The organism is Mesorhizobium sp. P2_E9, from assembly GCF_056403815.1.
Genome location: NZ_JBFUET010000028.1, coordinates 42,192 through 65,464, shown reverse-complemented (window position 1 = coordinate 65,464; position 23,273 = coordinate 42,192). Strand labels below are relative to the sequence as shown.

Below are 23,273 nucleotides of genomic sequence, written 5' to 3'. Positions count from 1 at the left end.
CGACCACCCTGGTCGACTCGCTCACCGGCACGCCGGTGACGCTGGTGCAGAACGGGGCGGGCGAAGTCGACGGCAAGGATGGCCTTGGCCATACCGTCTTCACGCTGACGGTCGACGCCGCCGGCAAGGTGACGATGACCGAACTGCGCGGCGTGCATGAAGGCTCGGGCGAGACCCCGGACACCAGCGAAGGGACCCTGCTGGGCGCCGGCCTGGTGTCGGTAACCGCGACGGTGACCGACAATGACGGCGACAAGGCGAGCGCCAGTGTCGACCTGGGCGCGCAGATCACCATCCATGATGATGGTCCGACGATCACGGGCATCCAGGACGCGATTATGCCGAACGTTAACAATACTGACGTACACGGCACCTGGCAGCCGACCTTCGGAGCGGATGGGCCAAGCTTTACCTCGGCAATCGGCATCGCGATGGGAACCGCGCCGGCCGGCCTGACCTATACCGTGACCGACACTGCGACCCACACGCAGACGGGCGAGGAGATTTATTCCGTCACCGTCGCCGGCGGCACGACCCCTTATACCTTCTACGAGTATGTGCATTACGACCCGTCGGCTCAGGTAGCGGAGATGTTCGCCTATGCCAATCCGACCGACGCTCAAAATGCCAGCGGCGCGAACGAGTTTTTCACACTGTCGATGAATGCCAGCGGCACCTACGACTTCCATCTGGTGTCTAACAGCCTGCAATCGATCGAGACCTTCGATCTCACCCAGTTCAAATCCGGCGTCGGTGATTATTTCATCATCAACGGGACGACCGGGAGTTTCCAAACCGGGGCGATCCCAACTAGCGGATTTGATCTGCTGATCGATAGCGGCATCAGCCCATCCACGAACTCAACGCACGCCAACGCCCAAGGCTTCGGCATCAACAACGGCAACCTCGATACCGGTGAGGTGATCGCCTTCACCTTCGGCACCGCCCAGACCGCGGTGGGCATCGGTATCGGCAAGGGCGGCAACGGCACAACGGAGCGCCTCATTGTCACGTTGTATGATGCCGCTCATGCTGTCATCGGCACCGAAACCATTACTCAGGCTGACGGTACGCCGCTGCTTGTCGATGCTGCTCACTGGGGCGTAGGCGGCACCACGACCGGCTCGTTCGGTAGCTTCACCGAAGTCACTGTGCAGAATGCCGCACTCGCCGCAGGGGACGACTCCAAGCTCGACCTGACTGGAGTAACCTTCAATGCGCATGCCGTGGTCAGCAGCACAGCGCTGAACTTCACCCCGACCATTACCGACGCTGACGGCGACAAATTCACCAGTTCGGACAACTTGTCCGTGTCCCTGGTCGGAACCCAACCCGGCTCCGGCTATCTGGGGACAGGCACCGATGCGACAGCAGAAGTCATTGCCGCGAGTTCCGGAGCCGACACCCTCAACGGTGGCACCGGCCCGGGCGATACAGTCGACTACAGCAACGCGTTAAACTCGGTCACGATCAACCTGCTAACCCAGCTTGTGGGCGGAGCAGGCGCGCTGGGCGACCACATCAGCAACTTCGAGAACGCCATCGGCTCGAACTTCGCGGATACGTTGACCGCCAACAATACCGGGAGTGCACTGTGGGGCGGTGGCGGCAACGATACGTTGATCGGTGGAGCAGGAAGTGACATTCTCTATGGCGGCGCAGGGCTAAACACCATGACCGGCGCCGGCGGCAACGATACCTTCGTGATCGACCCGTCCAAACTTGCAGCAGTCGCCATGGTCGATATCATCGCGGATTATACACCGGGCCACGACGTCATCGACCTTTCGGATCTGCTCCGCTCCCTTGGCGGCAACGCACCGACCACTGATGCTCAGGCAGGTGCTTCGATCGACGTCACTTTCTCAAGCGGCGCCGCTCATGTGATGGTTGACAATAACGGCACTGCCGCTGGCGGCAGCATGGTCGAAGTGGCATCGCTGACGGGAGTTGGTAGCGGTTCTGCGATTACCATTCTTTACGATCACAACCTGCCGACTCATACCGAAACTGTGGCTTGACGATCTTGATCGATGCACCGGGGGTGCAAACTGGTGGTCAGCAACGTAGCGCGCAGTTGTACAACCATGCTATATATTAGTGAACCATAAATTGGGGAATGGAGAGGGACTTAAATGAAGCGTTGTGCAAGATTGCTGGCTTCGGCCGTGGCGCTGCTGCTGGCTGGATCGACGGGCTTTGCCGCCGACATCATAGGGGAACCGGTAGGCGACTATTGCCGCACCGTCGGCACATCCAACCTGGTGCTGAACGACAACATCGTCGATCTCAAGGAGCAGGTGGTCAAGCTGATGGACGAGTCGGTCGCCGTCGCCAACAGCTCCGAATGGATCAATTCATCCCGGCCTGCCTTCGTCTGGGCATCGGAAGCCAAGGTCGCCTGCGGCATGGCCTATGGCTATCTGAAGACGAACTACAAGGACGAGGACACACTCAACAAATGCGAGTGTTTCCACGACCGCATGGTCGAATACATGCACTGACCGGATGGGCCGCGCGCCATCATGATATCAGACGGATCAATCTTGAGGGCGATCGCCGCAACGATCGCCTTGGCCAGCCTTGATCTGTTTGCCTCGCAGGCCGGCGCCAGCTGGCTAGGCCTTTGCCGTTTGCGTGCGCCGCATCTTCGTGCCCGGGCCACGATTGATGAAATGCGCCGACGATCCGTCCGCCGGGCAAGCCAGACGGATCATGGCGCTGAGACCCGGCTTTTCGACGGCTAAACATGCATCAAAGAACAGCAAGACGGCACGGCAAGTCCGCCGTAACATGACTTGAAGACCAGACCGGGCGATACCGGCGGCAGACGGGGTGGAGCGATCATGGAAGCAGGCCGGCAGGGCCGCGGTCCGCAGTCATGGGCAATCGCCCTGGCGCTCGCCACGACATTGTCGGGCTGCCAGTCGAAAGGCGGCGTTTCCGAAGTGCTCGATCCGGCCGCGATTGCCGCGCCCGCCGGCCAGACTGGCGCCGCTGGTGCCGGTCCGGCCCAGGCGAGCCGGTCGCTCGGCACCGGTTCGACCAAAATCACGATGTTGCTGCCCTTGTCCGCTCCCGGGACATCGGGGGAAAACGGCAGGAAGATGCTCGACGGCGCCAAGCTGGCGATGACCGATATCGGCAACGGATTGCTGACGCTGACGGTAGAGGACACGAAAGGCGACAGCGCACAGGCCGGTAAACTGGCGGTGCAAGCCATAACGACGGGATCCAAAGTCGTCATCGGCCCGACCGAACTGCCGGCTGCCCAGCATATCGCCACGCTGTCCGGCTCGACGCGGCCGCCGGTTCTGGCGCTTGCCGACAATTTCGCGGGCGGCGCCGGGGTTTATGCCGTGCGCCTCAGCGAAGCCGATAGCGCCGCGGCGGGTGCCGCGGGGCTAGCCGCGAAGGGCAGCAAGAAGTTCGTATTGCTCGTCGCGGAAGGCTCGAACGCCAGCGCCGTGGAGAAGCGGGTGGCGAACGGCCTCAGCATTTATGGCGCAACGCTCGCGGTCACTGTGCCATATTCGGCCGGCGACGGTGGCGCCAAGGCTGTCGACCAGATGGGCTCACTCGTGGACACTCCCGATGCGGTCATCGTTGCCAGCGGCGATGACAGCCCCGCGCCTGTCCTTGCCGCCCTCAAATCAAAGGGCATTCCGGGAAAAGCAATCTCTGTCGTCGGAACGGACCGATGGCTGGAGCACCCCATGGATCCGCTGTTCGAGGGGGCATACATCGCCACGCTCGATCCAAGCGAAACCGGACCGATCGCCGACCGCTTTCGGACGGCATACAACTACCCGGCCGACGTCAATGTGGCCTATGCCTATGATATGGTTGCCCTGACGGCAGGGATTGCCAGCGCGGTCGGACCTGATGGCTTCAGCAAACAGGTGCTCGAAAACCCCAGTGGGTTTCGCGGATCGACAGGTTTGTTCCGCTTTCGTGCTGACGGCTCCAGCCAAAGGTCGATGCCATTCTATCGGATAGAAAAGGGTGCGCTCAAACTGGTTGCCAAATCGACGTCGGGTTTCTGACCGGCTGCCGGCGGGACCTTGCTCGAACGCTGCGCTCGCCTGATGGGCTGGCATGCCCGCCTGGTGACAGTGATCGGGGGCCTCGAGCTCGTGGTCGGAATTGTCCTGATCATGCAGGCCAGGGCCTTGCTTTCTCTCGACCGGCCCGTCCCTGCGCCGTCCCTGGAAATTGCCGACAGGCAAGAGGCCCCGGCGGACGCGGCCATCGCCGACGGACAATCTCGGGGACCGGCACGGCGGATTGCCGAGAGCCTGATCGCCCCGCCACCGATCGACGCATCGGAAATCGAGCGGGTCGAGGCCCGGCCGCCGCTCGGCGAACTCGGCCTCGCCGTCCGCCCCAGGACACCCATGCCGAAAGACTGGCGCGAAACCCTGCTCTACCGTCCGATTGCAACGTCGTCGGCGACTTTCGAATCGATGGGATGGAAGGTGGTCATCAGCGGGGCTCAGGACATCGACGTGAACCAGACCTGTTCGTTTCGCGACGAGGCCTGGCCCTGCGGTCAGCGGGCTCGCACGGCCTTCAATGCCTGGCTGCGGGGGCGCGCGCTGAACTGTTTTCTGCCGCCGGATGTCGAACGCTTCGCCATCGCCGCACCGTGCCGGCTGGGCAAGCAGGATGTCGGCGCCTGGCTCGTCGCCAATGGCTGGGCGATGGCGCTGCCAAACGGAATCTATGGCAAGGCGGAAGCAATTGCCAGGAATGCCGGGATGGGTGTCTTCGGGCCGCCGCGCTAGGCAAGTCGCCGGCAAGCCGGCTCGCCCGGGGGCTGTCGAAGACACCACTCCGCCTTTTTTCATCAAATTGTACGGGTCAGCGAAACTGAAATTACGGCAGGCAGGCCTTATACCAGCCGATCTGACAGGAGATTGGCCCATGACAAGACCAATGGCGACCACGACAGCCCAGCCCTGGAAGCGCGTCGCCTGGCTGACATTGCTGGGAACCGCGGGGAGCCTCGGCCTCTCCCTTGGCCTCAACTATCTGCTCCTGTTCAGCGACACGCTGACGCCGTTCGCCCGCAGCATGATCACCGCTGGGCTGCTGCCGGTGATCATCGGCCTGCCGCTTTTCGCGCTGATCGGCTGGAATCGGGTCGAAATCCGCCGCTACCAGCAGGAACTCAACAGGTCCGGGACGTATGACGGGCTGACGGGCTGCCTGAACGGGCCGGTTTTCACGTCGATGGTTGAACGACGGGCAGCCAGGCGATCGGGGCCAGGACCACGCTCCGGCGCCTTCCTGATCATTCATCCGGAACACCTTCGGTCCATCAACATGCGCTTTGGCCTTGAATGGGGCGACGAGGCCTTGCGGCTCATCGTCTCGACCATCCAGTCGTCGGTGCGCGAGGAGGATCTGATCGGGCGGATCGGAGCCTCGATGTTCGGGGTTTTCCTCTCGGGCGCGACCGAAGCAGAGGCTAAGGAAATCGGCGAGCGTATCCGCGCGCGTGTCGCCCAAGTCTATTTCGCGCCAAAAGGAACCGAGGATGTCCTCACCATCAAGGTCGGCGGCGTGATGCTGGAGAACGAGATGGAGTTCTCGGACATGTTCCGGTCCGCCGAACAGCACCTGTCCGACACGCAGGATGAAGCTGGCTTTGAACTGGCGCATCTCCACAGCTGACACAGCCGAGGCGCTTTTGGGGGCGGCTGCTCGATTCCATGATCCTTCCCATCTACACCCTGCTGGGTCTCGCGCTGAGCCATCCCGCTGTGGATCGGCACGACGGTCTGAGATTGATCCTCCACGGGCAGAGCCCTGAGGCAATAATCTTTGGTGGCACGGAGGAAGCGCTCTCGCTGCCACGCAGTGCGGTGAACTCGTCCGTCGCCTGGCAATTCCCTCATGAAGTGGCATTGTGAATGGGCGGAAGGGCAAGGGCTGACAGATAGCGGCGTCTAGGCGGACATCGAGCCCACCGCTTCAGCCCGCTCTCTGCCGTTCAACGATTATAACGCCATGAAACAATACTGGCGCTACCGCCATATAGGCGTATAATTAGTCGTTGTTTGGCTCAGGTCGGCAACAGGTAGGAGGAGTAGGCCTACCGCACCCCCCGTGCAGGCCTGTCCGTCGCCCCCCCTCCGCGACGCTCCTCCTACTGGCCCTCCGAGCTGGGCCTTGAGGACAGGAGGGCTGTCCTCAGCCAAGGTTGCGGAGGACTGGGCGATGTCCGTTACCGACCAAGCACTAAAATACGGCATCCTAAGTGCCAAGGAGTTGGCTCTATTGAGTCGCGCGTTCGACACGGCATGTCGTCAACGTTTGGTAGACGACCATTCGTTGGAGGCAGAAATCGTAGCGGAGGAAATCGTTGCCGCTTACCGACATGGGGTGAGGGACGAGGACGAATTGATCAAGGCCGCGGGGACCTCATCACACATCGGTTAGATCACGCTGCGGTGAGAAGTTTGAAGGTCAGCCGCGCTCGCCGCAAGACCGGCCGCGATGTCGGCTCGGCCTTCATCAATTCAAGCCGGGCCATCCGTGCGGCGAATGGTCGTTTCATGTCCTAGGATCAGTTTTCCGATCGACGATCGCTTGGCATGCTTCCCGAAACAGCCTGATACGCTTCGCGACCGCCGTGACAGGCTCGCCCGTGCCAGTCTCCTGCTGAAGGATCCATTGGACGAAATACTCCGTGCCTGCAGCGAGATAGCGGGCAAGTTCGAATCCAAGCCCCACTAGTCGATCACGGTCTGGAAACGGGCCAACCATCGTGTTTCGGTTTGGGGAATTTAAGTCTATGGAGTCTGGATCGGCATGTGTTCCATGGGAAGTAAAAAACTGATAAGCTTGAGCTCTCTTGTCCTCCGCAGAACCGTCAAGGCGATTAAGTTCCTTTCGAAGCTCAAAGGCGCTGAACTTTCTTCTGCGAGTGGCATGATCGCTTGTGCGCCAAGTCTCAATTCTGGCCGGGTCGCGCCGAAACAGATCTATCAGGAAACCAACCTCAATCAGGTCCCGGATTTGAGCGGCTGCAGGCTGATAGTAACCGCTGAGCAAAGCGTCTCCCGCAGATCCGGCAGCGTTAATAAGCCGGATACCCAACCTCAAGACCGTTATCTGATTGGCCGAAATGAGACTAAGTTCGCAGATTGACCTCAGAACATCTATCGCCGCATTCGCAAGGGCGACATTCTCCATGGCCCAAGCGCTACTCTCTAGAGTTGGTTTGTTGCGCTGGACAATTTCGGTGGCGTCAATGAGCACTGGAGTTAAACTCCCAAGAGCGGAAGAGTTTCAAATTTCGTTCATTTTGCCACGAATTTCGAGGTCTGGTTGACGGGCTGCCGTCTAAAAGCAGAAAGCGTCTGGATCACTCCAGACGCCCACTGTTAGAAGAAGATTGAGAGAATGGCCGCGATACCGAAAAGGCAGAGCGCGACGTTCACCTTCACTTCAAATGTCACCGATACTTGCTTCCGCATGGGAGGCTCCTATCGGATAGTCCGGACTACCCTTGAGAGGATAGCTGGCGGAGTATTTGTATCGCGCCCTTGCTGGCGCTAGACCACGTCGGTGATCAGCCGGCCTGGTCAATTCGGCACCGTGCACCTCATCCAAGGGCGAACTCCGTCCGCACGCACTATGCCTTAGCCCCGCTTACCTCAGCAGGACACAGGACCGGGTATGGTCCTTTCCAGCAAGAACCTTGGCGGAGCCACATTGTGGGGCCGCTGATTCTCGGTGGACGGAGTTTCAATAGCAGTTTTCGTGGCGGGAGTCGAAGGGCCGCAACGAGAACACCGCATGAACAGGGCTTGCACGTATGCTCCACGCTTTTTAGTGCAGTTCGTCGTATGTTCCGTGCACCAAACGTACAATTGTGTAGCCTAAAACTAGGCCACACCTAGCTAAACACTTGATTTTATTATGGAAAACTGGTGCTGCGAGAGAGGATTGAACTCTGAGTTATATTAATAAAATCAATTACTTATAAGACGCTTTGTAACATTGTGACGACCGCCAAAATGACCGCCGTCTCAATCATGTTGAAAGGGCCTCCGCCCGCCGACGCCGGATCGCTTCAGCGATAAACACGCGCGACAGCGCGTGATAGAGCGGCTCATGCGAGATCATGCGCGCCGTGCCGTAGCCCAACATCGACGCAAGCATCAGTGCAATGACATTGTCGTGGTTGCCGGTCATTTCCAAGATGATGACGAAGGCTGTCATCGGGGCCTGCACGACGCCGGAGAAATAGCCGGCCATGCCTAGCAGCGCGGCCGACCCGGTGCTGGCGCCAAGTATGAGGCCGAGGGAACTGCCTATGCCGGCGCCGACCGCCAGCGACGGCGCGAAGATGCCGCCGGGTATCCCTGAGATCATGGACAGCAGCCCGGCAAGCAGCTTTTCGGCAAAGAAGAACCACGGCAGTGGCATGCCTTCGACGGCACTGCGCGCCTGGACGTATCCGGTCCCGAAGGTCAGCCCGCCAGAAGCGACTCCGATCACCGCCACGACAAGGCCGCAGACAGCGGCCACCAGCAGTGCGCGAGCTAAGGGTTCCTGCGTATGCCAGCGCCGGATCCGCCGCGTTGTCTTCAGCGCCAGCAGGGAGAACAGCGCGCCGAAGCCCCCGCCAATGACGCCACAGGCAATCACCAGCGGCCACTCGGCGGCAAACGAGATCGTTTCCTTCGAGACCCCGAAATAGGTGTAGTTGCCGAGCAGCCCAAGCGAGGCGAGACCGGCCAGGATCACTGCCGTCAGCACCAGCCCGTTGGTGCGCGCCTCATAGCTACGGCCCATCTCCTCGATGGCGAAAACGATACCAGCCAACGGCGTGTTGAATGCGGCGGCGATGCCAGCCGCCGAACCGGCCAGGATCAGGCCCCGCGCCTGCGCCATGCCACCCCAGCGCGCCGCCTGCAGCATCAGCGATGCGCCGACCTGGACGGTCGGGCCTTCGCGACCGATGGAAGCACCGCAGAACAGCCCGATGATGGTGAGCGCGATCTTGCCCACCACCAGCCGCAGCGACAGGATGTGGCTGCGGTCGTCGTCATCACGCAGGTGGCGGGCGGCGATAGCCTGCGGAATGCCGCTGCCTTGCGAGCCTGGAAAGAAGGCATTGGCGAGCCACGCGCACAACACGAAGCCGAGCGGCGTGACGATGAGCGGCAAGTAGACGCGCCAGCCACCATGATCGCCGATCATGACGTGAAACAGCGCTTGTGCCTTGTCGGCGAGCACCGCGAACAGCACGCTGATGACGCCGATCGAAACTGCACCGGCCCAGAACACCAGACGCGGCTGCCAGACGCGCCGCGAGGCCCACATCGCACGCGAACGCCGCAGCATGGGGTATTTTCGCGATGTGCCGGCCATGTCTGTCCTCGTGATGATTAGCGCGCCCTAGCACACCCATGCGGCCAATCAAGCCCGCGGTTGCAGTCAACAAGGGCGGTGAGCCGCTGGAAGCCAGATTGAACTCCTGCTTGATACGTGACGGTCACGTGTTCGTGATGGCGTAACTATTTGGCCAGAATCTCCGAATTCAAAAAGGGGCGATTGTGCCCAAAATGGGAGTAAGTGAATGAACTCGATCAAGCTCGTTGCCATTATCGGCCTCCTCGGTCTTTCCGCCTCGCAAGCTCTTGCCGAAGACGCGATGGGCAAAATGTCGATGATGAAGGGCGGAGAAGTGACGGCAATCATGCCCGATGGCCACATGGGAACGACGATGCCGGATGCGAAGATGAGCGCCGAAATGATGAAGATGGCCAAGCCGATCAAGCATTGCATGATGATGATGACAGATGCCAAGGGTAAGGCATACATGTTCGACACATCGTCCAAAAAGGCCCAAGCAGAATGTGAAAAAATGGCTATGTGACACGAGCCACGCTGACGAACCCGTCCGCTAAATCCGGCGGGTTCTCCCGGGGTGCCTTGTGCAAGGTCTTCGCCGCCACCGTCTCCGGGTTTGCCTCGGCCTCCCATTGCGTTAGCATAAGCGCAAATTAGCTATGCCTGACGAATCGGATTTCGCTGAGGGGGCGAAATTTCATGGAAATGCAGCAGGTCCGTTATTTTCTGGCCCTGTCCAGCACGTTGAACTTCACCAGGGCCGCCGAAGAGTGCAACGTCACTCAACCTGCCTTGACGCGTGCGATCAAGACCCTTGAGGATGAGTTGGGAGGAGAACTCCTCCGGCGCGAGCGCCAGCATTCGCACCTGACCGAACTCGGTCGACGCATGCTCCCCCTGCTGCAGCAATGTTACGATGCTGCCACGTCTGCCAAGTCCCTCGCCAAGGCCGTGCAAAGCAGCGACGTAGCTCCTCTCAACGTCACCATTTCCAATAGCGTCAACATAGCGCTGCTGGTTTCACCGTTCACCGAGCTGTTCCGGGCCTACCCCGGAGTGCATCTCAAGATCAGTCGCGGTTCGCCGACCGCTGTCGTCGAAGCCCTCAAGAACGGAGGGGCCGAACTGGCGGTTGCCGGTGTTCTGGGGCAAGCTTGGGACCGGCTCGACGCCTGGCCGCTCTTCCAGGAGGGAATAGAGCTTGTCGTGAATTCCGATCACCCGCTGGCCCGCCGCAACGAGGCAGAGGTCGCGCTGAGCCAGCTGGCGGCGGAACCTGTGCTCAGCCGAATCGACTGGGAAACGAGCGAGGAGTTGGCGCGCAACCTTGCGGCAAAGGGGGTGGCGCCCCGAACCACACATGAGGTGGAGACCGATCAGGATTTGCTCGCACTGCTGGAGGCCAACGCCGGGGTAGGCTTTGTCTCGGCGACAGCACCGCATTCGCCCAATGTCCGCAGGCTCAAGCTGCGTGACTTGGACATTTCGCGGATCGTCGCCGCATACGCGGTCGCCGGCCGACACCGGTCACCAGTGGCTACGACGTTGCTCAACCTGTTGCGGTCGACCGACTGGTCGACCTTCGGCGTCAGCGAGCCCGCCTGAGCGCCGCGATCAAGTCATCGATGTCCATGCGCCGACGGTAGTCAGGATCGACGAAGCGATCCGTGATCACTCCGTTCGTGCCAACGACGAAAGTCGCGGGGATCGGCAGGAACCAGCTGGCGTTGCCTTGGTAGTTTGGCAGATCATACGCAACCCCCATCAACCGTTCCATTTCGGTCCCGATCCAGATCGCAAGATTAAGCGAGAGGGCATAGCCGTTGTCCATGTCGGTCAGGAACGGAAAGTTGGCACCCACGGCCGCCTTCATCGCTTTCGCAAACCTGCGCCGTTCGGGCATGATTGCCACGACTTGCCCGCCCAACGTCGCAATCTCCTGCTGAGCTTCGACGATTCCGATCGCATTCAACCGGCAATAGGGACACCAATGTCCGCGTTGAAAAGTGATCACGGCCGGCCCCTGGAGAAGGATCTCGCCAAGACCGACCAGTTTGCCCTCGTCGTTAGGTAGCAGGAATGCCGGCATGACTTCGCCGGGAGTCGGCGCCATCGCTCCGGCCTCTTGCTGTTCCAGGCGCGCTACTAGGCGGTCCACCGCATCGGCGAAACCTGGGTTGAGCCGGCGCACCGCGGTCGCAATCACCGCCAGCCGCTCGTTCAGAGGAGCATCGAGTTCTATGGCAGCCTGGACGGACTGTTCAAATGTCATTGATTGATCGTCGACAGCCATTTCCGCGCTCTCATAGGTCGGATGCAGCCTATCATTGAAGCGCCGCCGCCACGGCCATGTTTTTCTCGCATGGTTTTGATGCCGCGCGTGCATCACCGCAGGAGACGTTCGTATTCTGTTCGCAGCCTCTCCTCGATTCGTTACATCATGTTCCTGATATCCGAGGCAAAGGTCGGGAAGCCGTAAACCGTTTCGGACAGCTGCGACGCCGTGATGTCATGTTTCATGGCAAGCGCGAAAATATGGATCAGCTCTTCGCCGGCATGGCCCACCATGTGGGCGCCAACGACCCTGTCAGTCGCCTCTTCGACGATGATCTTCGACCACGCTACCGTCTCGGCATAAGTCCTGGCGGAAAGCCAGCCCAGCATATCCTTAACATGGACCTTTACGCCAAGGCCTCGCTCTTTCGCACTGGCCTCGGTCAGCCCGACGCTGGCCAAGGCGGGGACCGTGTAGAGAGTCGACGGTATCTGGCCATAGTCCGGCCGGTGTCTCGGTCCATCGACGATATTGCGGCCAACGATGCCGCCCTCGTAAGTCGCGACAGGTGAAAGCTGCGGAGAATTCCACACTGCGTCGCCACAGACATAGACATCCGGGTTCGACCGCGAACGTAGATGATCGTCGATTTCGATGCGGCCTTCGCGATGCACGATAACACCGGCGCCAAGATCGAGCGCCTCGACATTGGCTACGCGCCCGGCGCAATTCACAACCCTGTCCGCGTGCACTGCGCGCTCGACGCCATCCGCCACAAAGGTGACGCGCAATCGTCCTTCGGCCTTCTCGATCTTCTTGACCCAGGCAAGCGTGCTGACTCGAATGCCTATACGTTCGCTCTCGCTACGGATCTGGCCCACGGCATCAGCGTCGAATGCTCCCAGCAGATGTGGCAATGCTTCAAGAATCGTCACGTCAACGCCGGCACGCGCATAAACGTGGCCCAGTTCGAAGGCAATGACACCACCGCCGACAAAGACGACCGCGCGAGGGAGCACCGGGTCATTCAGGACATCGTCGGAAACCGTCAGGTGCTCGGCACCAGGAATTGGTAGTGATCGCGGCTTCGAACCAGTTGCGATGACAATGTTCCTGGCTTCAAGCTCGCGGCCGTCGACACTGATGGCATTGCTCCCGATGAAAGCGGCCTCCCCGACGATGACATCGACACCGCGCTTGGCCATCAATCCGGACAGGCGGGACGGAATGTCATCGATAATGTCTTTTTCGCGCTCGATCAGGGCACGCCAGTCGAGCCTCGGTCTGCCGATCGTTATCCCATGCCTATCAGCCCGTTCGATCTCGTGGAGCGCATGAGCCGCCGCAACGAGCACCTTCTTCGGCGTGCATCCACGATTGGGGCAAGTGCCCCCGAGGTCGCGTGCTTCGATCATGGCCACCGACAGCCCCGCAGCGCGAGTAGCCACCGTCACGCCCATTCCGGCGTTGCCACCGCCGAGGATCACGACATCATATTTTTTCATCGCGCCGCCTGCACAGGTTCAGTGTAGCTTGATCCGGGGCCTGCTGCGCCGCGCCACTATCTCGCCAATCGAATCCAGGGTGGTCTTCGCAAGGCCGTGCACTGCCTTGAGATGCAGCTTGTAGAGCGAGCGATACATCAGCCGGGCGAGCAGACCTTCGATTTTCAGTCCACCGATCAGGCTGCCAAACGAGCCATAGTCGGCGAGCGAAATAAGGATTCCGTAGTCTCGATAGCGGAAAGCCGGCGCGGCCCGTCCCTCAAGGCGCGCGGCAATCACCTTGACCAGGTGATGGGCCTGCTGATGAGCGGTCTGGGCGCGCGGCGGCAATGGGTCGCCCCCGCCGGACAAAACACAACTCGCGCAGTCACCGATCGCAAACACGTTTTCGTCCCCTCTGGCTTGCAGTGTCTCATCCACGACCAGGCGGTTGATGCGGTCCGTTTCGAGGCCATCAAGCTTTTTCAGGAAATCCGGGGCCTTAATCCCAGCGGACCAGACAACGAGTTCGGCAGGCACAAACAATTTCTCGCCAAGCTTGACGCCTTCCTCCGTCACCTCGGTGACCCTGATCCCGCACCGTATCTGGACGCCCCGATCAACAAGCAGACGTGCTGAAGCGCGTGCAAGGTGTTCCGGCAAAGCCGGCAAGATGCGCGGCCCTGCCTCAATGAGGGTGATGCGGATCAGCCTTTCAAAATCGATGTTGTCGAGATTGTGCGATGCGATCTCCCGCATCGACCTATGCAGTTCCGCGGCCAGCTCGACGCCGGTGGCTCCGGCGCCGACAATGACGCAATGGAGTTGACCGGGCGAAAGCTGCTCGTATTGCGCGTTGGCGCGCAGGCACGCGTCTATCATGCGTTTGTTGAACCGGGCGGCCTGCTCAGCAGTATCGAGCGCGATTGCGTGGCGTGCCGCCCCTGGCGTGCCGAAGTCGTTGCTGACACTGCCTACGGCCAGGACCAGCGTATCGTAGCCCAGCACACGCGGCGGGACGACCTGCCGGCCGTCATCGTCGAAGCTGGGCGCGACAAAGACCTGGCGTTTGGCACGGTCGATGCCGACGACCTCGCCGATGCGGTATCGATAGCCGTGCCGGCTGGCATGGGCGATGTATTCGACAGCGTCATGCGACGCGTTCAAGGCGCCGGACGCCACCTCATGCAGCAGCGGCTTCCAAATATGGGTGCGGTTGCGGTCGACAAGCGTGACGGAAAGCCGTCGCTTGCCGAACTTGCGGCCAAGACGCGTCGCGAGCTCCAGTCCGCCCGCGCCGCCGCCGACGATGACCACGCGATGCAGTGACGTGTCCGCATGGGAAGGCGTCTCCGGAATCGTGCGGAACAGGGCAGCGTTGTTGGCAAGCACCGCCTCAGGGATCAGCCGCACGCCGGGGGTGATGATGTGCATCGGTATTCTCCATCGTTTCCGAGCCGCTGGTCCGTCACTCTTGCGATTCGTGGATGACGATACCCTGCAGCATGTCGACGTCGCATTCCCACGGCTTCTCCGAGAGGACGCGCTGCCCGTGTTCGTATCCGGCCTGCCAGCGCGTGCGGATGCCGGCGCGGGTGAAGTCGATGTCCTTGGTGTGGTCCTCGCCGTCCAGGCGTGGCGAAAGCAGCCGCACAAGGTGCATGACCGACGGGCAGCCATAGGAAGCAAGTTCCTTGAACATCGGATCCTCACGCCGCTCCTCGGGAACCAGCCTTCCCATTTCACGCACGACGTGCCGCAGACGGTGCAGTTGCTCCTGCCTGGCGACATGGCTCCGACCCCGGCTGGCGTATTGAAGGTCCTTTTGCCGACCCATGACCTGCCAGATCGATTTCGGCTCGGTGGCGCGAGGCTGCCACATGTTGACGGCAAAGATCAGCGAGTCGCGCCGCGGACGCGCGTCGAGCACGACCTCGATGGGCGTGTTCGAATAGATGCCGCCATCCCAGTAGGGCTCGCCATCGATACAGACCGCCGGAAACGCCGGCGGCAAGGCGCCCGATGCCATGATGTGCGACGCTGAGAGAGTCATCTCACGGGTATCGAAGTATTTGAGTTCGCTGGTGTTGACGTTGACCGCGCCGACAGTCAGCCGCGTATGGCGCCGGTTGAGATAGTCGAAGTCGATCAGGTCATTCAGCGTCCTCTTGAGCGGATCGGTGGTGTAGTAGGAGGCATTCTCCACACCCACTTCGCGGTTCACCCCGAACATGGCGCTTGGGTTCGGTTCAAAGAAGCCCGGTATGCCGCGCATCACGGTGCCCATATTGGCGAAGACATTGCTTGGAACCATCATTCGGAAAAACTCGTCGAGCGGGCTGCTCCGGCTGACGCCGTCCCAGAATTCCTGAAGCCTCGGCAGCCGATCTTTCGGCTCGTTTCCCGCGATCAGCGCGGCGTTGATGGCGCCGATCGAGGTGCCGATGACCCAATCCGGCTCGATCCCGCCTTCGACGAGTGCCTGGTAAACACCGGCCTGATAGGCACCTAGAGCGCCGCCGCCTTGCAGCACCAATACCGTTTGCCGCTGGACGGCAGCATCGGCTGCATGGGCGACCTCCGGCAAAGGTTCAGCGGTCGGAGGATTTCGGGTGATCTTGTTCATGGTCTTTGCTCCTCGTTGCCGGTTCAATGAGCGGTCCAGCCGCCTTCGATCGGGATGATGGCGCCGGTGATCGAGGCCGCGTCGTTCGAGGCCAGGAACAGGCAGAGCGCCGCGACCTCGGCGACGGTCACGAACTGCTTGGTCGGCTGGGCCGCCAAGAGCACATCCTTGATGACCTGCTCCTCGGTGATACCGCGGGCCTTGGCGGTGTCCGGTATCTGCTTTTCGACCAGCGGGGTGAGCACGTATCCCGGGCAAACCGCATTGACGGTGATGCCCTGTTCGGCGACCTCCAGCGCAACCGTCTTGGTCAGGCCGGCAACCCCGTGCTTGGCCGCGACATAGGCGGATTTATATGGTGAGGCGACAAGGGCATGGGCGGAGGCAACGTTGATGATGCGACCCCATTTTCGCTCCTTCATCGCCCGCAGCGCGCGCCGGATGGTGTAGAACGACGACATCAGATCGATCGCCACGACCGCCTCGAATTTCTCGATCGGGAATTCGTCGATCGGTGCGACATGCTGAATGCCGGCATTGTTGACGAGGATGTCGACCGCGCCGAACTCGGCGATCGCCTTGTCCATCATCGCAGTGATCGCGCCACCCTTGCTCATGTCCGCATTGTCGTAACGAACGGTCACCCCGTGGTCAGCGGCAAGCTTTGCCCGCAGCAGTTCAATCTCACCGGTATCGCCGAAACCATTGAGCACAATGTTGCAGCCTTTGGCCGCGAAGGCCTCGGCGATGCCTTTGCCGATGCCGCTGGTCGAGCCGGTGATGAGTGCTGTCTTTCCGCTGAGCATCGTCGTTTCCTTCGGTTGGAGCCGCGGCCGGATTCGCCGGCAAACGGCTGCGAGCAACGGGCTTGCGCGCCCAGGTCCTGGAGTTCTGCACGGAGTATGGCGAGACGCGCGAAGCAGCGGAAATGCCGTTGAGACATGGATTCGATAGCTGACGGTCAGATCGTAAGCTCGGTGCCGGCGAAGCCATCGACTTCGCCGCGTTGGCTTGTTTGACGTAAGGTCAACTAGTAAGATCGCGCCGCAACACGGGTCGTGCCGTATGCATGCCCGCTTGGGGAGCGTGCAGTGGAGATCAGTCAGGTCAGATATTTCTTGGCCGTCGCGAAGGAATTGAACTTCACCCGGGCGGCGGAGGAGTGCAACGTCACGCAGCCCGCGCTTTCACGTGCCATCAAGCTGCTGGAGGACGAATTTGGCGGCGCCCTTTTTCATCGTGAGAGGCGCTTCACCCACCTCACGGAGCTCGGCCGCATGGTCGAAACCTATCTTGAGGGTGTTTTCGAGAACTCCCGGCAGGCCAAGCAGATAGCCGAGCAGTATGTGCATCTGAAGAAGACGCCGCTCAGGGTCGGCATCATGAGCACGATTGCTCCCGACGAGATCATCGAGCTCATCTCGTCCATCCGCGGCCATCACCCGGGTGTGGAGCTTCATCTTTGCGACGCCGACGCGCCGAGTTTACGGCGGCGGCTGCTCGAGGGCGATCTCGAGGCAGCCATTTACGCATTGCCGTCGAACGTTCCCGACGAGGAAGTGCACTCCTTGCCGCTTTTTCGCGAGCAGATGGTGATGGCGGTCCATCTGACCCATCGCCTCGCCAACCAGCGCAGAGTGCAAGTGAAAGACATGAGCAATGAAAGTTACATCCACCGCAACAACTGTGAATTTGCCGGCTATGCGGACGCCGTTCTCTCCGAGCAGGGCGTGACCGTCAGCCCCGTTTACTGGAGCGATCGCGACGATTGGACACTCGCGATGATCGCCGCCGGGCTTGGTTTCGGTTTCATGCCCGAGCATACCGCCAAGCACCCGGGAGTGGTGGCCCTGCCGATCACCGACCCGGAATTCTGGCGCGAGGTCAATCTCGTCACCGTGCGCGGCCGCAGGCATTCGCCAGCGGTTGGCGCGCTGGTGCGCGAGGCTACGCAGAAAAGGTGGTTCGGCGAGCGGGCGAAGGCATTGTCCGCCGCCGAGTAACCCTGTCGCGGCGAGCATCCTGCCTAGCCTACCCGGGCCACGGATCTCCGGCGCATCGTTCGCGCTCAGTTTTTTCTGATCGTCGAGGTGACGGACCGGATGACGTCGGTCGCCATCTTGAACTGCGCCTCGCGGTCGGTAATTCCATGCCGCTTGGCGATCCAGTCGAAATCGCTGTAGGCCGCATAAACCGCACCATCCGCGGTCTGATAAACCAGAACACGCACCGGCCAATCGAGCCCGGCTTCCGGATTTGATGTTATGAAGGTCGTCCCAAGCGCCGGATTGCCAAACATCACCAGCCGAGACGGCCTGACATCGTTGCCGGCATTCTTCCCAAGTCTTGCCTGGTCGATGACGCCAAAGAACTTGATGCCCTTCTTGAGAACATCCCTCTTGATGCGCGCGACCGTCTCGCCGACGGAATAGTCGCTCTTCACCGTCACAACACCGTCCGAAGCTGCGGCTGGGAGAACGATCGCCATCATTATGGCGCCGCCGGCAATCATGGTTTTCAGGTAGTTGGTCATCTCAGTCTCCTTTGTTGGATAGTCAAGATTCATGCCTTTGGAGTTTGAAGCACGCGCGCCACTGCGATCGCGCCGGCGAGGACCGCGGCAAGAACGGCGACGCATGCGGTCCAACCGATCCGGTCGTAGATCTGTCCGATGACGAAGCTGCCGGCGAGCCCGCCCGCATAGTAGGACGCGAGGTAAATGCCACTTGCGGCGGCGCGGTCGTGCGAGGCGGTGCGGCTGACGTGTCCTGTCGCTATTGCCTGCGCCAGGAAGGTGCCGATTGCGACCAGTGCCATCCCGGCGAGAACGATCGGAAGGCTGGTCGTGAGCAGCAAAAGCAAACCCAGGATCGCCAGCACGAGCGTCGAACCGATGCCGACCGTTGGACCGAGGCCCGCGGCGACACGCCCGGCCAGGGGAGTGGTCAGCATAGCAGGCAGGAAGACGAAATAGACCAGTCCGAGCGCCATCGGCGACAGCGATAGTGGCGCGGCGACGAGCTGGAAATTCACATAGGTGAAAGTGCCGATAAATACGAAGAGGATCAGGAAGCCGATGGCGAAGCATCCGCGCAGCTCGGTGTTTTTCAGCGGACCCTTCCAAGCCGCACGGGCGGGCCCGCCCATCGTGTCGGCACGCATCATCGCGGATGTCTTCTGCAGCGTGAACCAGACGAGAGCCGCGCCAATCAGATTGAGGGCGGCGAATGTTAGGAAGTTGGTGGAAATGCCGAATGTGTCGGCGACGGCGGCCGACATCAGCCGTCCGAAGAAGTTGCTGGCAACGTTGCCGGTCACATAGGCCGCAAGCGCACTCGTCGTCTGCCGCGCGGAAAAATGCTCGGCCAGGTAGGCCATCGTCAGTGTGAACGCGGTCGACATACACAAGCCTTGGGCAACACGCAGCAGGGCGAAGACCAAGATACTGTCGGTCTGCGACAAAAGCGTCGTCGGGATCGCCAGCACCGCAAGGCTGATCCAGATGCCGTTGCGGCGATCGAGGTTCCTGCCGAAAAGTGCCACCGCGATCCCGGCCACAGCCATGCCGAACGTGCTGGCGTTAACGGCAAAACCCATGGTCGCGCGGCTAACGCCGAATTTTATCACGAGCGAAGGCAGGATGGCCTGGGTCGCGAACAGATCGACGAGCGTGAGAAACGCGATCAGGGCAATCAGGCCGAAGCGCCAGCTGTCAGCGGCAACCATGCGCAGCCGCGTCGGTTCAGTCTGTTCACTGGTCGTCATGACAAGGCTCCGTGGCCGCACGTCCCCAGGAGATCACCCGAGGACGCGCTTTCAGTTGCTGGTGCTGGAATCTGTTCGCCGCGCCGAGCGGCTCACATCATGTGGTCTTCGTGCATTGCCGGTGGCAGGACGTCGGCCGAATAGAGCACCGCGGGCACCTTGCCGTTGTTCTTCCACCAGTGAGCGAGCTGGCCGAACTCGGCGGTCACGTCGCCGGCCGGATGCTCGATGCCGACCTTGCAGGTGCTGCGATATTCGGTGATCGAACCTTCGACGACGATAATGTTGGCTGGGCGGACATTGTGCTCATGCCACGGCACGACGCCGCCCGGCTGCACGACGAGCTTGCGCAGGCGCAGCATGTTGCCTTTCCAGGCCTCGCCCTTGCTGCTCAGATCGATCGCGGAGAGAACCGTGTCGACGACGCCGACCGGCTTGCTTGGATGTTGCTGGATGTCGGTCGTGGCGGCCTGGCCGGCAGGGCAGTCGCCGGCGAAGGCTGGAGCAACGGAAAAGGCAGCAGTTGCGGAAAGCAGCCCGACCGCAAACGCGAGGTTGAGTTTCTTGGTAGCCATCTTGTATTTCTCCTTTGTCGGTGCCCAAACGCGGGAGGCGGGGCATGGCAGGGAGAGTGATCGGAGCCGCGAAGAAAGAGAAATGCTGACTGGCTTTCAATTCGATACCTGAAAACTATCGTGAGCCATCATGGCTGCACGCAGACGCATAGCATCACATGCCACGCCGTGCCAAAATTTCTTGGAGTTTGCTTCAGGCTGCGGTCTTGCGAATTTCCTGGACTATGGCACTTTCCGGCCAGCCATGCGCCTTGACGCTGTTGACGAAGGCCGATGCCGCCGGCGAGAACCTGCGTCCCGCGACGACGACCAGGGACACTTCCCGCCAGACTTCGGGATCGATGACGGGCCGGACCTGCAAGCCCGGGATCACTGCGCTGAACTCCGGGATGAAGCAGATCCCAAGTCCGCCTGAAACCATATTCTGGATCCAGTCCTCGCGCTCGCTGGCGTAGGAGATCCTGAGCTTCACGCCGCGGTCGGTGCACAGTCCGGCGAGATGATCACGATACTCGCAGTTGAGCCGCCTGAGATAGTTTTCACCGTCGAGTTCGGAGATGGCGACATTGTCGTTGCGAGCCAGCCGATGGCCGTTTGGGAAAGCAAGGACAAAGCGTTCGCGATAAAGCGGGGTCACATCGAACCGGTCTGGAAAGCTGTTGCTCGACGCCATGATGGCAACGTCGATTTCCCCTGATTCGAGCAGTTGGGAAAGCGACGCCGGCACGCCTTCGACCAGCTGCAGCTGGATGCCCTGCTGGCGTCTGTTGAAGTCGGCCAGCAGGCCAGTGAAGCGGCGCGGCCCGATGGTGCACATGACGCCAACCTTGAGGTTGGCGTTTTCCAGGCACAAGAATCTCGACGCTTCCTGCCGCACTCCGGTCAGCTCGTCGAGGATCTGCTGGAAACGAGGGCGCAGCAGCACGCCAAGATCGGTGAGGTGGGTCAGGTTTCGCTCGCGGCGAAACAGCAGGCCGCCGACCTCGTCTTCGAGCTGCTGGATGGCGCGAGACAGCGCTGGCTGGGTGACATTGCACTTTTCGCCGGCGCGCGTGAAATTTCGCGTCTCGCACACGGCAAGGAAGTAGCGGATGTGATGAATGTCCATGCCGATTTGTCCCCGTTGCGCAGTTCTTTTTTGCTCAACCGAACCTTGCCGCAAACGACATCAACGTTCCAATGCACCGCTGCTATAGAGTTCATAGCATATCGTCATGAGCTTGCGCGGTTTGGCGCCACTGAAAGGCTTTGGCGGGACATAGGGGACGGCGGCGAGCAACTTGCTCGCCGTCGCGCTCTGGAAAGCCAGGGTGACGTTCAGCTGTTGCCGCCGAGCTGATGAACTTTCACGCAGAATTCGGCATGGGGCTTGCTCATCGCTGCTTCGTTGCATTCTTTCTTCAAGGCATCCCGTTTGTCGTTCGACATAGCGCCCCAGGCTGCTTTGAAGTCGGCATCCGATTTCATCGTCTTCATGCCGGCGTCGGTGAAGAAAGGCTGCATGTTGGACGGCTCGTCGAGCGCGCCGGCGAAAGCAACGCCGCTCAGAACGGAAAAAACGAAGGCGCCGAGGCAGATAGATTTTATATTCATAGTATGATCTTTCTCTGGCGTTGAGCAATCATCCCATCGACGACTGCGGTAATATTCGGCATTTCCTCCTTGCCAGGGCGAATTTTGCTGCAATCACTCAGTATTTCGCCAATGCCGTCCGCGTATGAAGTTTATACCAGCTCTGCATCCTGCGGATGCTTGGTGGCGGCCGCTATTTGGCACCACCCAAGGCGAGCACGTTGGCGCAAAATTGCGCATGAGGCTTGCTCATTGCCGGATCTTTGCACGCCTTGGTCATCGTGACCCGGTCATGCTTCGGCATGGCGAACCAGGCCTTCTTGAAGCCAGCCATCGGCTTCATCGTCTTCATCGAGGCGTCTGTATAGAACGTCGGCAACGCAGCAAGATCGCTGAAGGGATCTGCGGCGGCGGCCCCGGCAAGCAGGCCGAGGGCTATAGCCCCCAGGCAGGCAGTTCGTATTGTCACGACACGCTCCTTTCTTTGTGCTGAAGGCTCGCCGGCGACCTGCGTGTCGCAGGTTCAAAGCAAAATCCTCGGATTTGCCTGCCTACCTTGCGACGCACGAGGCGATGCAGCCAATGCAATCTTCCTATGGAGTTCATGCCACCTTGGCATTTCGCCGACAGGAGAAGATGCGGCAGTCTTTCCATCAAACGCCCAGCTTGGCGCTTTTGGGATGGAGACTGAGACAATGCATATCCAGACCGGAATCGAAACCGACCAACTCGTCGCTGCAGGACCTGAAGTGGCAGACATGCAAGTAGTCGTGGACATTGTTCTGACGAGCGATGCACACGGCGCATTTGTCTGGGGTGTCCTCGACCGCTTGCTGGACGAGCCTGCCCTTTCCTTCGGCAACATCACGGCGTCCGGTTTCGGCGCAACGGAGGCGGCGGTTCTGGCCTATGGCCTGGCCCTGGGCGGTCGGCGTGGCGCCCGGACGGCGCTTACGAACTTCTGGCGACGCGTCAGTCATGCGTCGATGTTCGATGCAGCCAATCCGCTAAGATCGATCCTGGAACAGTCAATCGACATTGCGGAGATCCGCAAGACAGGCTGCCCGGTGAGCCTCAGCATTCAGGCTTCGAATTCCCGCACAGACGCCTTGAAGACCTTCGCCAGCGATCAATTGTCGATCGACGCGATCCTGGCGGCGGCCACGATCCCCTTCTTCTTCCCGGCCGTGGAGATTGGCGGCGATACCTATTGGGGCCAAGGCGACGCTTCGGCTTTGCCGTTGGTGCAGCCGTTTGAGACCGGCCATCGGCTGATCGTCACCGGTAAGGCATCATTGTCCATGACGCCCTGTGCGGATCGCCGTCTCGCCGCCAGTCCTTGCTCGATGACGTGCACGCCAATTCACATCATCTTCGATAGCCAGCACCGGGCCGCCTCGGCGCTGTTCACGAGACCGTGGACCGACTGGGGTGAACTCACCGACATGCGCGACAGAGGGCGGCAGCGGGCTGAGGATTGGCTTCTCGCCGAATGCCCGACCGCCAACAGCAACAATCGATACGTCTAGGCGCCACCCTCCCGCCTAGCCGCGCCTGCTTCGCCCGCTCACGAACGCAGGCGCCAAGCCCTCCGGTTCCCCGCC

Annotated in this window: 23 protein-coding genes; 10 read left to right on the top strand and 13 right to left on the bottom strand. The window is 60.8% G+C overall.

Annotated elements, in window-relative coordinates; genetic code table 11:
• From AC1D05_RS33955 to AC1D05_RS33930, 6 genes are all read left to right on the top strand, one after another.
• Positions 1–2,021, top strand: a 2,021-nt coding sequence (locus AC1D05_RS33955; protein ID WP_477447126.1) for a DUF5801 repeats-in-toxin domain-containing protein, incomplete at its 5' end; no start/stop codon positions are given.
• Between the two features lie 114 nt (positions 2,022–2,135).
• On the top strand, positions 2,136–2,504 hold the full coding sequence (locus AC1D05_RS33950; protein ID WP_477447124.1) for a hypothetical protein: 369 nt from the start codon (positions 2,136–2,138) through the stop codon (positions 2,502–2,504).
• A gap of 342 nt (positions 2,505–2,846) precedes the next feature.
• The gene (locus tag AC1D05_RS33945) at positions 2,847–4,046 is read left to right on the top strand and encodes a type 1 periplasmic-binding domain-containing protein (protein ID WP_477447122.1); all 1,200 of its coding nucleotides are present in this window, start codon (positions 2,847–2,849) and stop codon (positions 4,044–4,046) included.
• An 18-nt stretch (positions 4,047–4,064) separates the two neighbouring features.
• Positions 4,065–4,787 (top strand): thermonuclease family protein, encoded by a 723-nt coding sequence (locus AC1D05_RS33940; RefSeq protein WP_477447120.1) that lies wholly within the window; start codon positions 4,065–4,067, stop codon positions 4,785–4,787.
• 139 nt (positions 4,788–4,926) lie between these two features.
• Positions 4,927–5,679 carry a GGDEF domain-containing protein gene (locus AC1D05_RS33935; RefSeq protein WP_477447118.1) on the top strand — a complete coding sequence of 251 codons (753 nt, stop codon included), beginning with the start codon at positions 4,927–4,929 and terminating at the stop codon, positions 5,677–5,679.
• A 546-nt stretch (positions 5,680–6,225) separates the two neighbouring features.
• Positions 6,226–6,447, top strand: coding sequence for a hypothetical protein (locus AC1D05_RS33930; RefSeq protein WP_477447116.1), 222 nt, complete (start codon positions 6,226–6,228; stop codon positions 6,445–6,447).
• 114 nt (positions 6,448–6,561) lie between these two features.
• Here AC1D05_RS33930 and AC1D05_RS33925 read toward each other — a convergent pair whose 3' ends face one another.
• Entirely contained in the window at positions 6,562–7,269 is a 708-nt protein-coding gene (locus AC1D05_RS33925) for a hypothetical protein (RefSeq protein ID WP_477447114.1), read from the bottom strand.
• 777 nt (positions 7,270–8,046) lie between these two features.
• On the bottom strand, positions 8,047–9,390 hold the full coding sequence (locus tag AC1D05_RS33920; RefSeq protein WP_477447112.1) for a chloride channel protein: 1,344 nt from the start codon (positions 9,388–9,390) through the stop codon (positions 8,047–8,049).
• Between the two features lie 208 nt (positions 9,391–9,598).
• Here AC1D05_RS33920 and AC1D05_RS33915 point away from each other — a divergent pair, with 208 nt between their 5' ends.
• Positions 9,599–9,898, top strand: a complete 300-nt coding sequence (locus tag AC1D05_RS33915; protein WP_477447110.1) for a hypothetical protein — start codon at positions 9,599–9,601, stop codon at positions 9,896–9,898.
• A gap of 173 nt (positions 9,899–10,071) precedes the next feature.
• On the top strand, positions 10,072–10,977 hold the full coding sequence (locus tag AC1D05_RS33910; RefSeq protein WP_477447108.1) for a LysR family transcriptional regulator: 906 nt from the start codon (positions 10,072–10,074) through the stop codon (positions 10,975–10,977).
• On the opposite strand, the gene AC1D05_RS33905 is transcribed toward AC1D05_RS33910, so the two are convergent.
• From AC1D05_RS33905 to AC1D05_RS33885, 5 genes are all read right to left on the bottom strand, one after another.
• Positions 10,961–11,665, bottom strand: coding sequence for a peroxiredoxin-like family protein (locus AC1D05_RS33905; RefSeq protein ID WP_477447106.1), 705 nt, complete (start codon positions 11,663–11,665; stop codon positions 10,961–10,963). The genes AC1D05_RS33910 and AC1D05_RS33905 overlap by 17 nt on opposite strands.
• A 140-nt stretch (positions 11,666–11,805) precedes the next feature.
• A complete protein-coding gene (locus AC1D05_RS33900; protein ID WP_477447104.1) occupies positions 11,806–13,134 on the bottom strand; it encodes a dihydrolipoyl dehydrogenase family protein in 1,329 nt (442 codons plus the stop codon).
• A 36-nt stretch (positions 13,135–13,170) separates the two neighbouring features.
• The gene (locus AC1D05_RS33895; RefSeq protein ID WP_477447102.1) at positions 13,171–14,565 is read right to left on the bottom strand and encodes an NAD(P)/FAD-dependent oxidoreductase; all 1,395 of its coding nucleotides are present in this window, start codon (positions 14,563–14,565) and stop codon (positions 13,171–13,173) included.
• A gap of 34 nt (positions 14,566–14,599) precedes the next feature.
• On the bottom strand, positions 14,600–15,757 hold the full coding sequence (locus AC1D05_RS33890; protein WP_477447100.1) for a patatin-like phospholipase family protein: 1,158 nt from the start codon (positions 15,755–15,757) through the stop codon (positions 14,600–14,602).
• Between the two features lie 23 nt (positions 15,758–15,780).
• The gene (locus AC1D05_RS33885) at positions 15,781–16,563 is read right to left on the bottom strand and encodes a 3-hydroxybutyrate dehydrogenase (protein ID WP_477447098.1); all 783 of its coding nucleotides are present in this window, start codon (positions 16,561–16,563) and stop codon (positions 15,781–15,783) included.
• Between the two features lie 285 nt (positions 16,564–16,848).
• Here AC1D05_RS33885 and AC1D05_RS33880 point away from each other — a divergent pair, with 285 nt between their 5' ends.
• Positions 16,849–17,760, top strand: a complete 912-nt coding sequence (locus tag AC1D05_RS33880) for a LysR family transcriptional regulator (protein ID WP_477447096.1) — start codon at positions 16,849–16,851, stop codon at positions 17,758–17,760.
• A 65-nt stretch (positions 17,761–17,825) separates the two neighbouring features.
• On the opposite strand, the gene AC1D05_RS33875 is transcribed toward AC1D05_RS33880, so the two are convergent.
• The 6 genes from AC1D05_RS33875 to AC1D05_RS33850 form a co-directional block, all read right to left on the bottom strand.
• Positions 17,826–18,290: a DUF302 domain-containing protein gene (locus AC1D05_RS33875; protein WP_477447094.1), complete on the bottom strand. Its 465-nt coding sequence runs from the start codon at positions 18,288–18,290 to the stop codon at positions 17,826–17,828.
• Positions 18,291–18,319: 29 nt separating this feature from the next.
• A complete protein-coding gene (locus tag AC1D05_RS33870) occupies positions 18,320–19,522 on the bottom strand; it encodes an MFS transporter (protein WP_477447092.1) in 1,203 nt (400 codons plus the stop codon).
• Positions 19,523–19,614: 92 nt separating this feature from the next.
• The gene (locus AC1D05_RS33865) at positions 19,615–20,097 is read right to left on the bottom strand and encodes a cupin domain-containing protein (RefSeq protein ID WP_477447090.1); all 483 of its coding nucleotides are present in this window, start codon (positions 20,095–20,097) and stop codon (positions 19,615–19,617) included.
• A 193-nt stretch (positions 20,098–20,290) separates the two neighbouring features.
• Complete coding sequence (locus tag AC1D05_RS33860; protein ID WP_477447088.1) at positions 20,291–21,205, bottom strand: LysR family transcriptional regulator; 915 nt, start codon at positions 21,203–21,205, stop codon at positions 20,291–20,293.
• A 209-nt stretch (positions 21,206–21,414) separates the two neighbouring features.
• Positions 21,415–21,783: a hypothetical protein gene (locus tag AC1D05_RS33855; protein ID WP_477447086.1), complete on the bottom strand. Its 369-nt coding sequence runs from the start codon at positions 21,781–21,783 to the stop codon at positions 21,415–21,417.
• Between the two features lie 79 nt (positions 21,784–21,862).
• Positions 21,863–22,021, bottom strand: a complete 159-nt coding sequence (locus AC1D05_RS33850; RefSeq protein ID WP_477447084.1) for a hypothetical protein — start codon at positions 22,019–22,021, stop codon at positions 21,863–21,865.
• A 343-nt stretch (positions 22,022–22,364) separates the two neighbouring features.
• Between AC1D05_RS33850 and AC1D05_RS33845 the strand changes: the two genes are divergently transcribed.
• Positions 22,365–23,198: a patatin-like phospholipase family protein gene (locus AC1D05_RS33845; protein ID WP_477447082.1), complete on the top strand. Its 834-nt coding sequence runs from the start codon at positions 22,365–22,367 to the stop codon at positions 23,196–23,198.
• Positions 23,199–23,273: the final 75 nt, after the last annotated feature.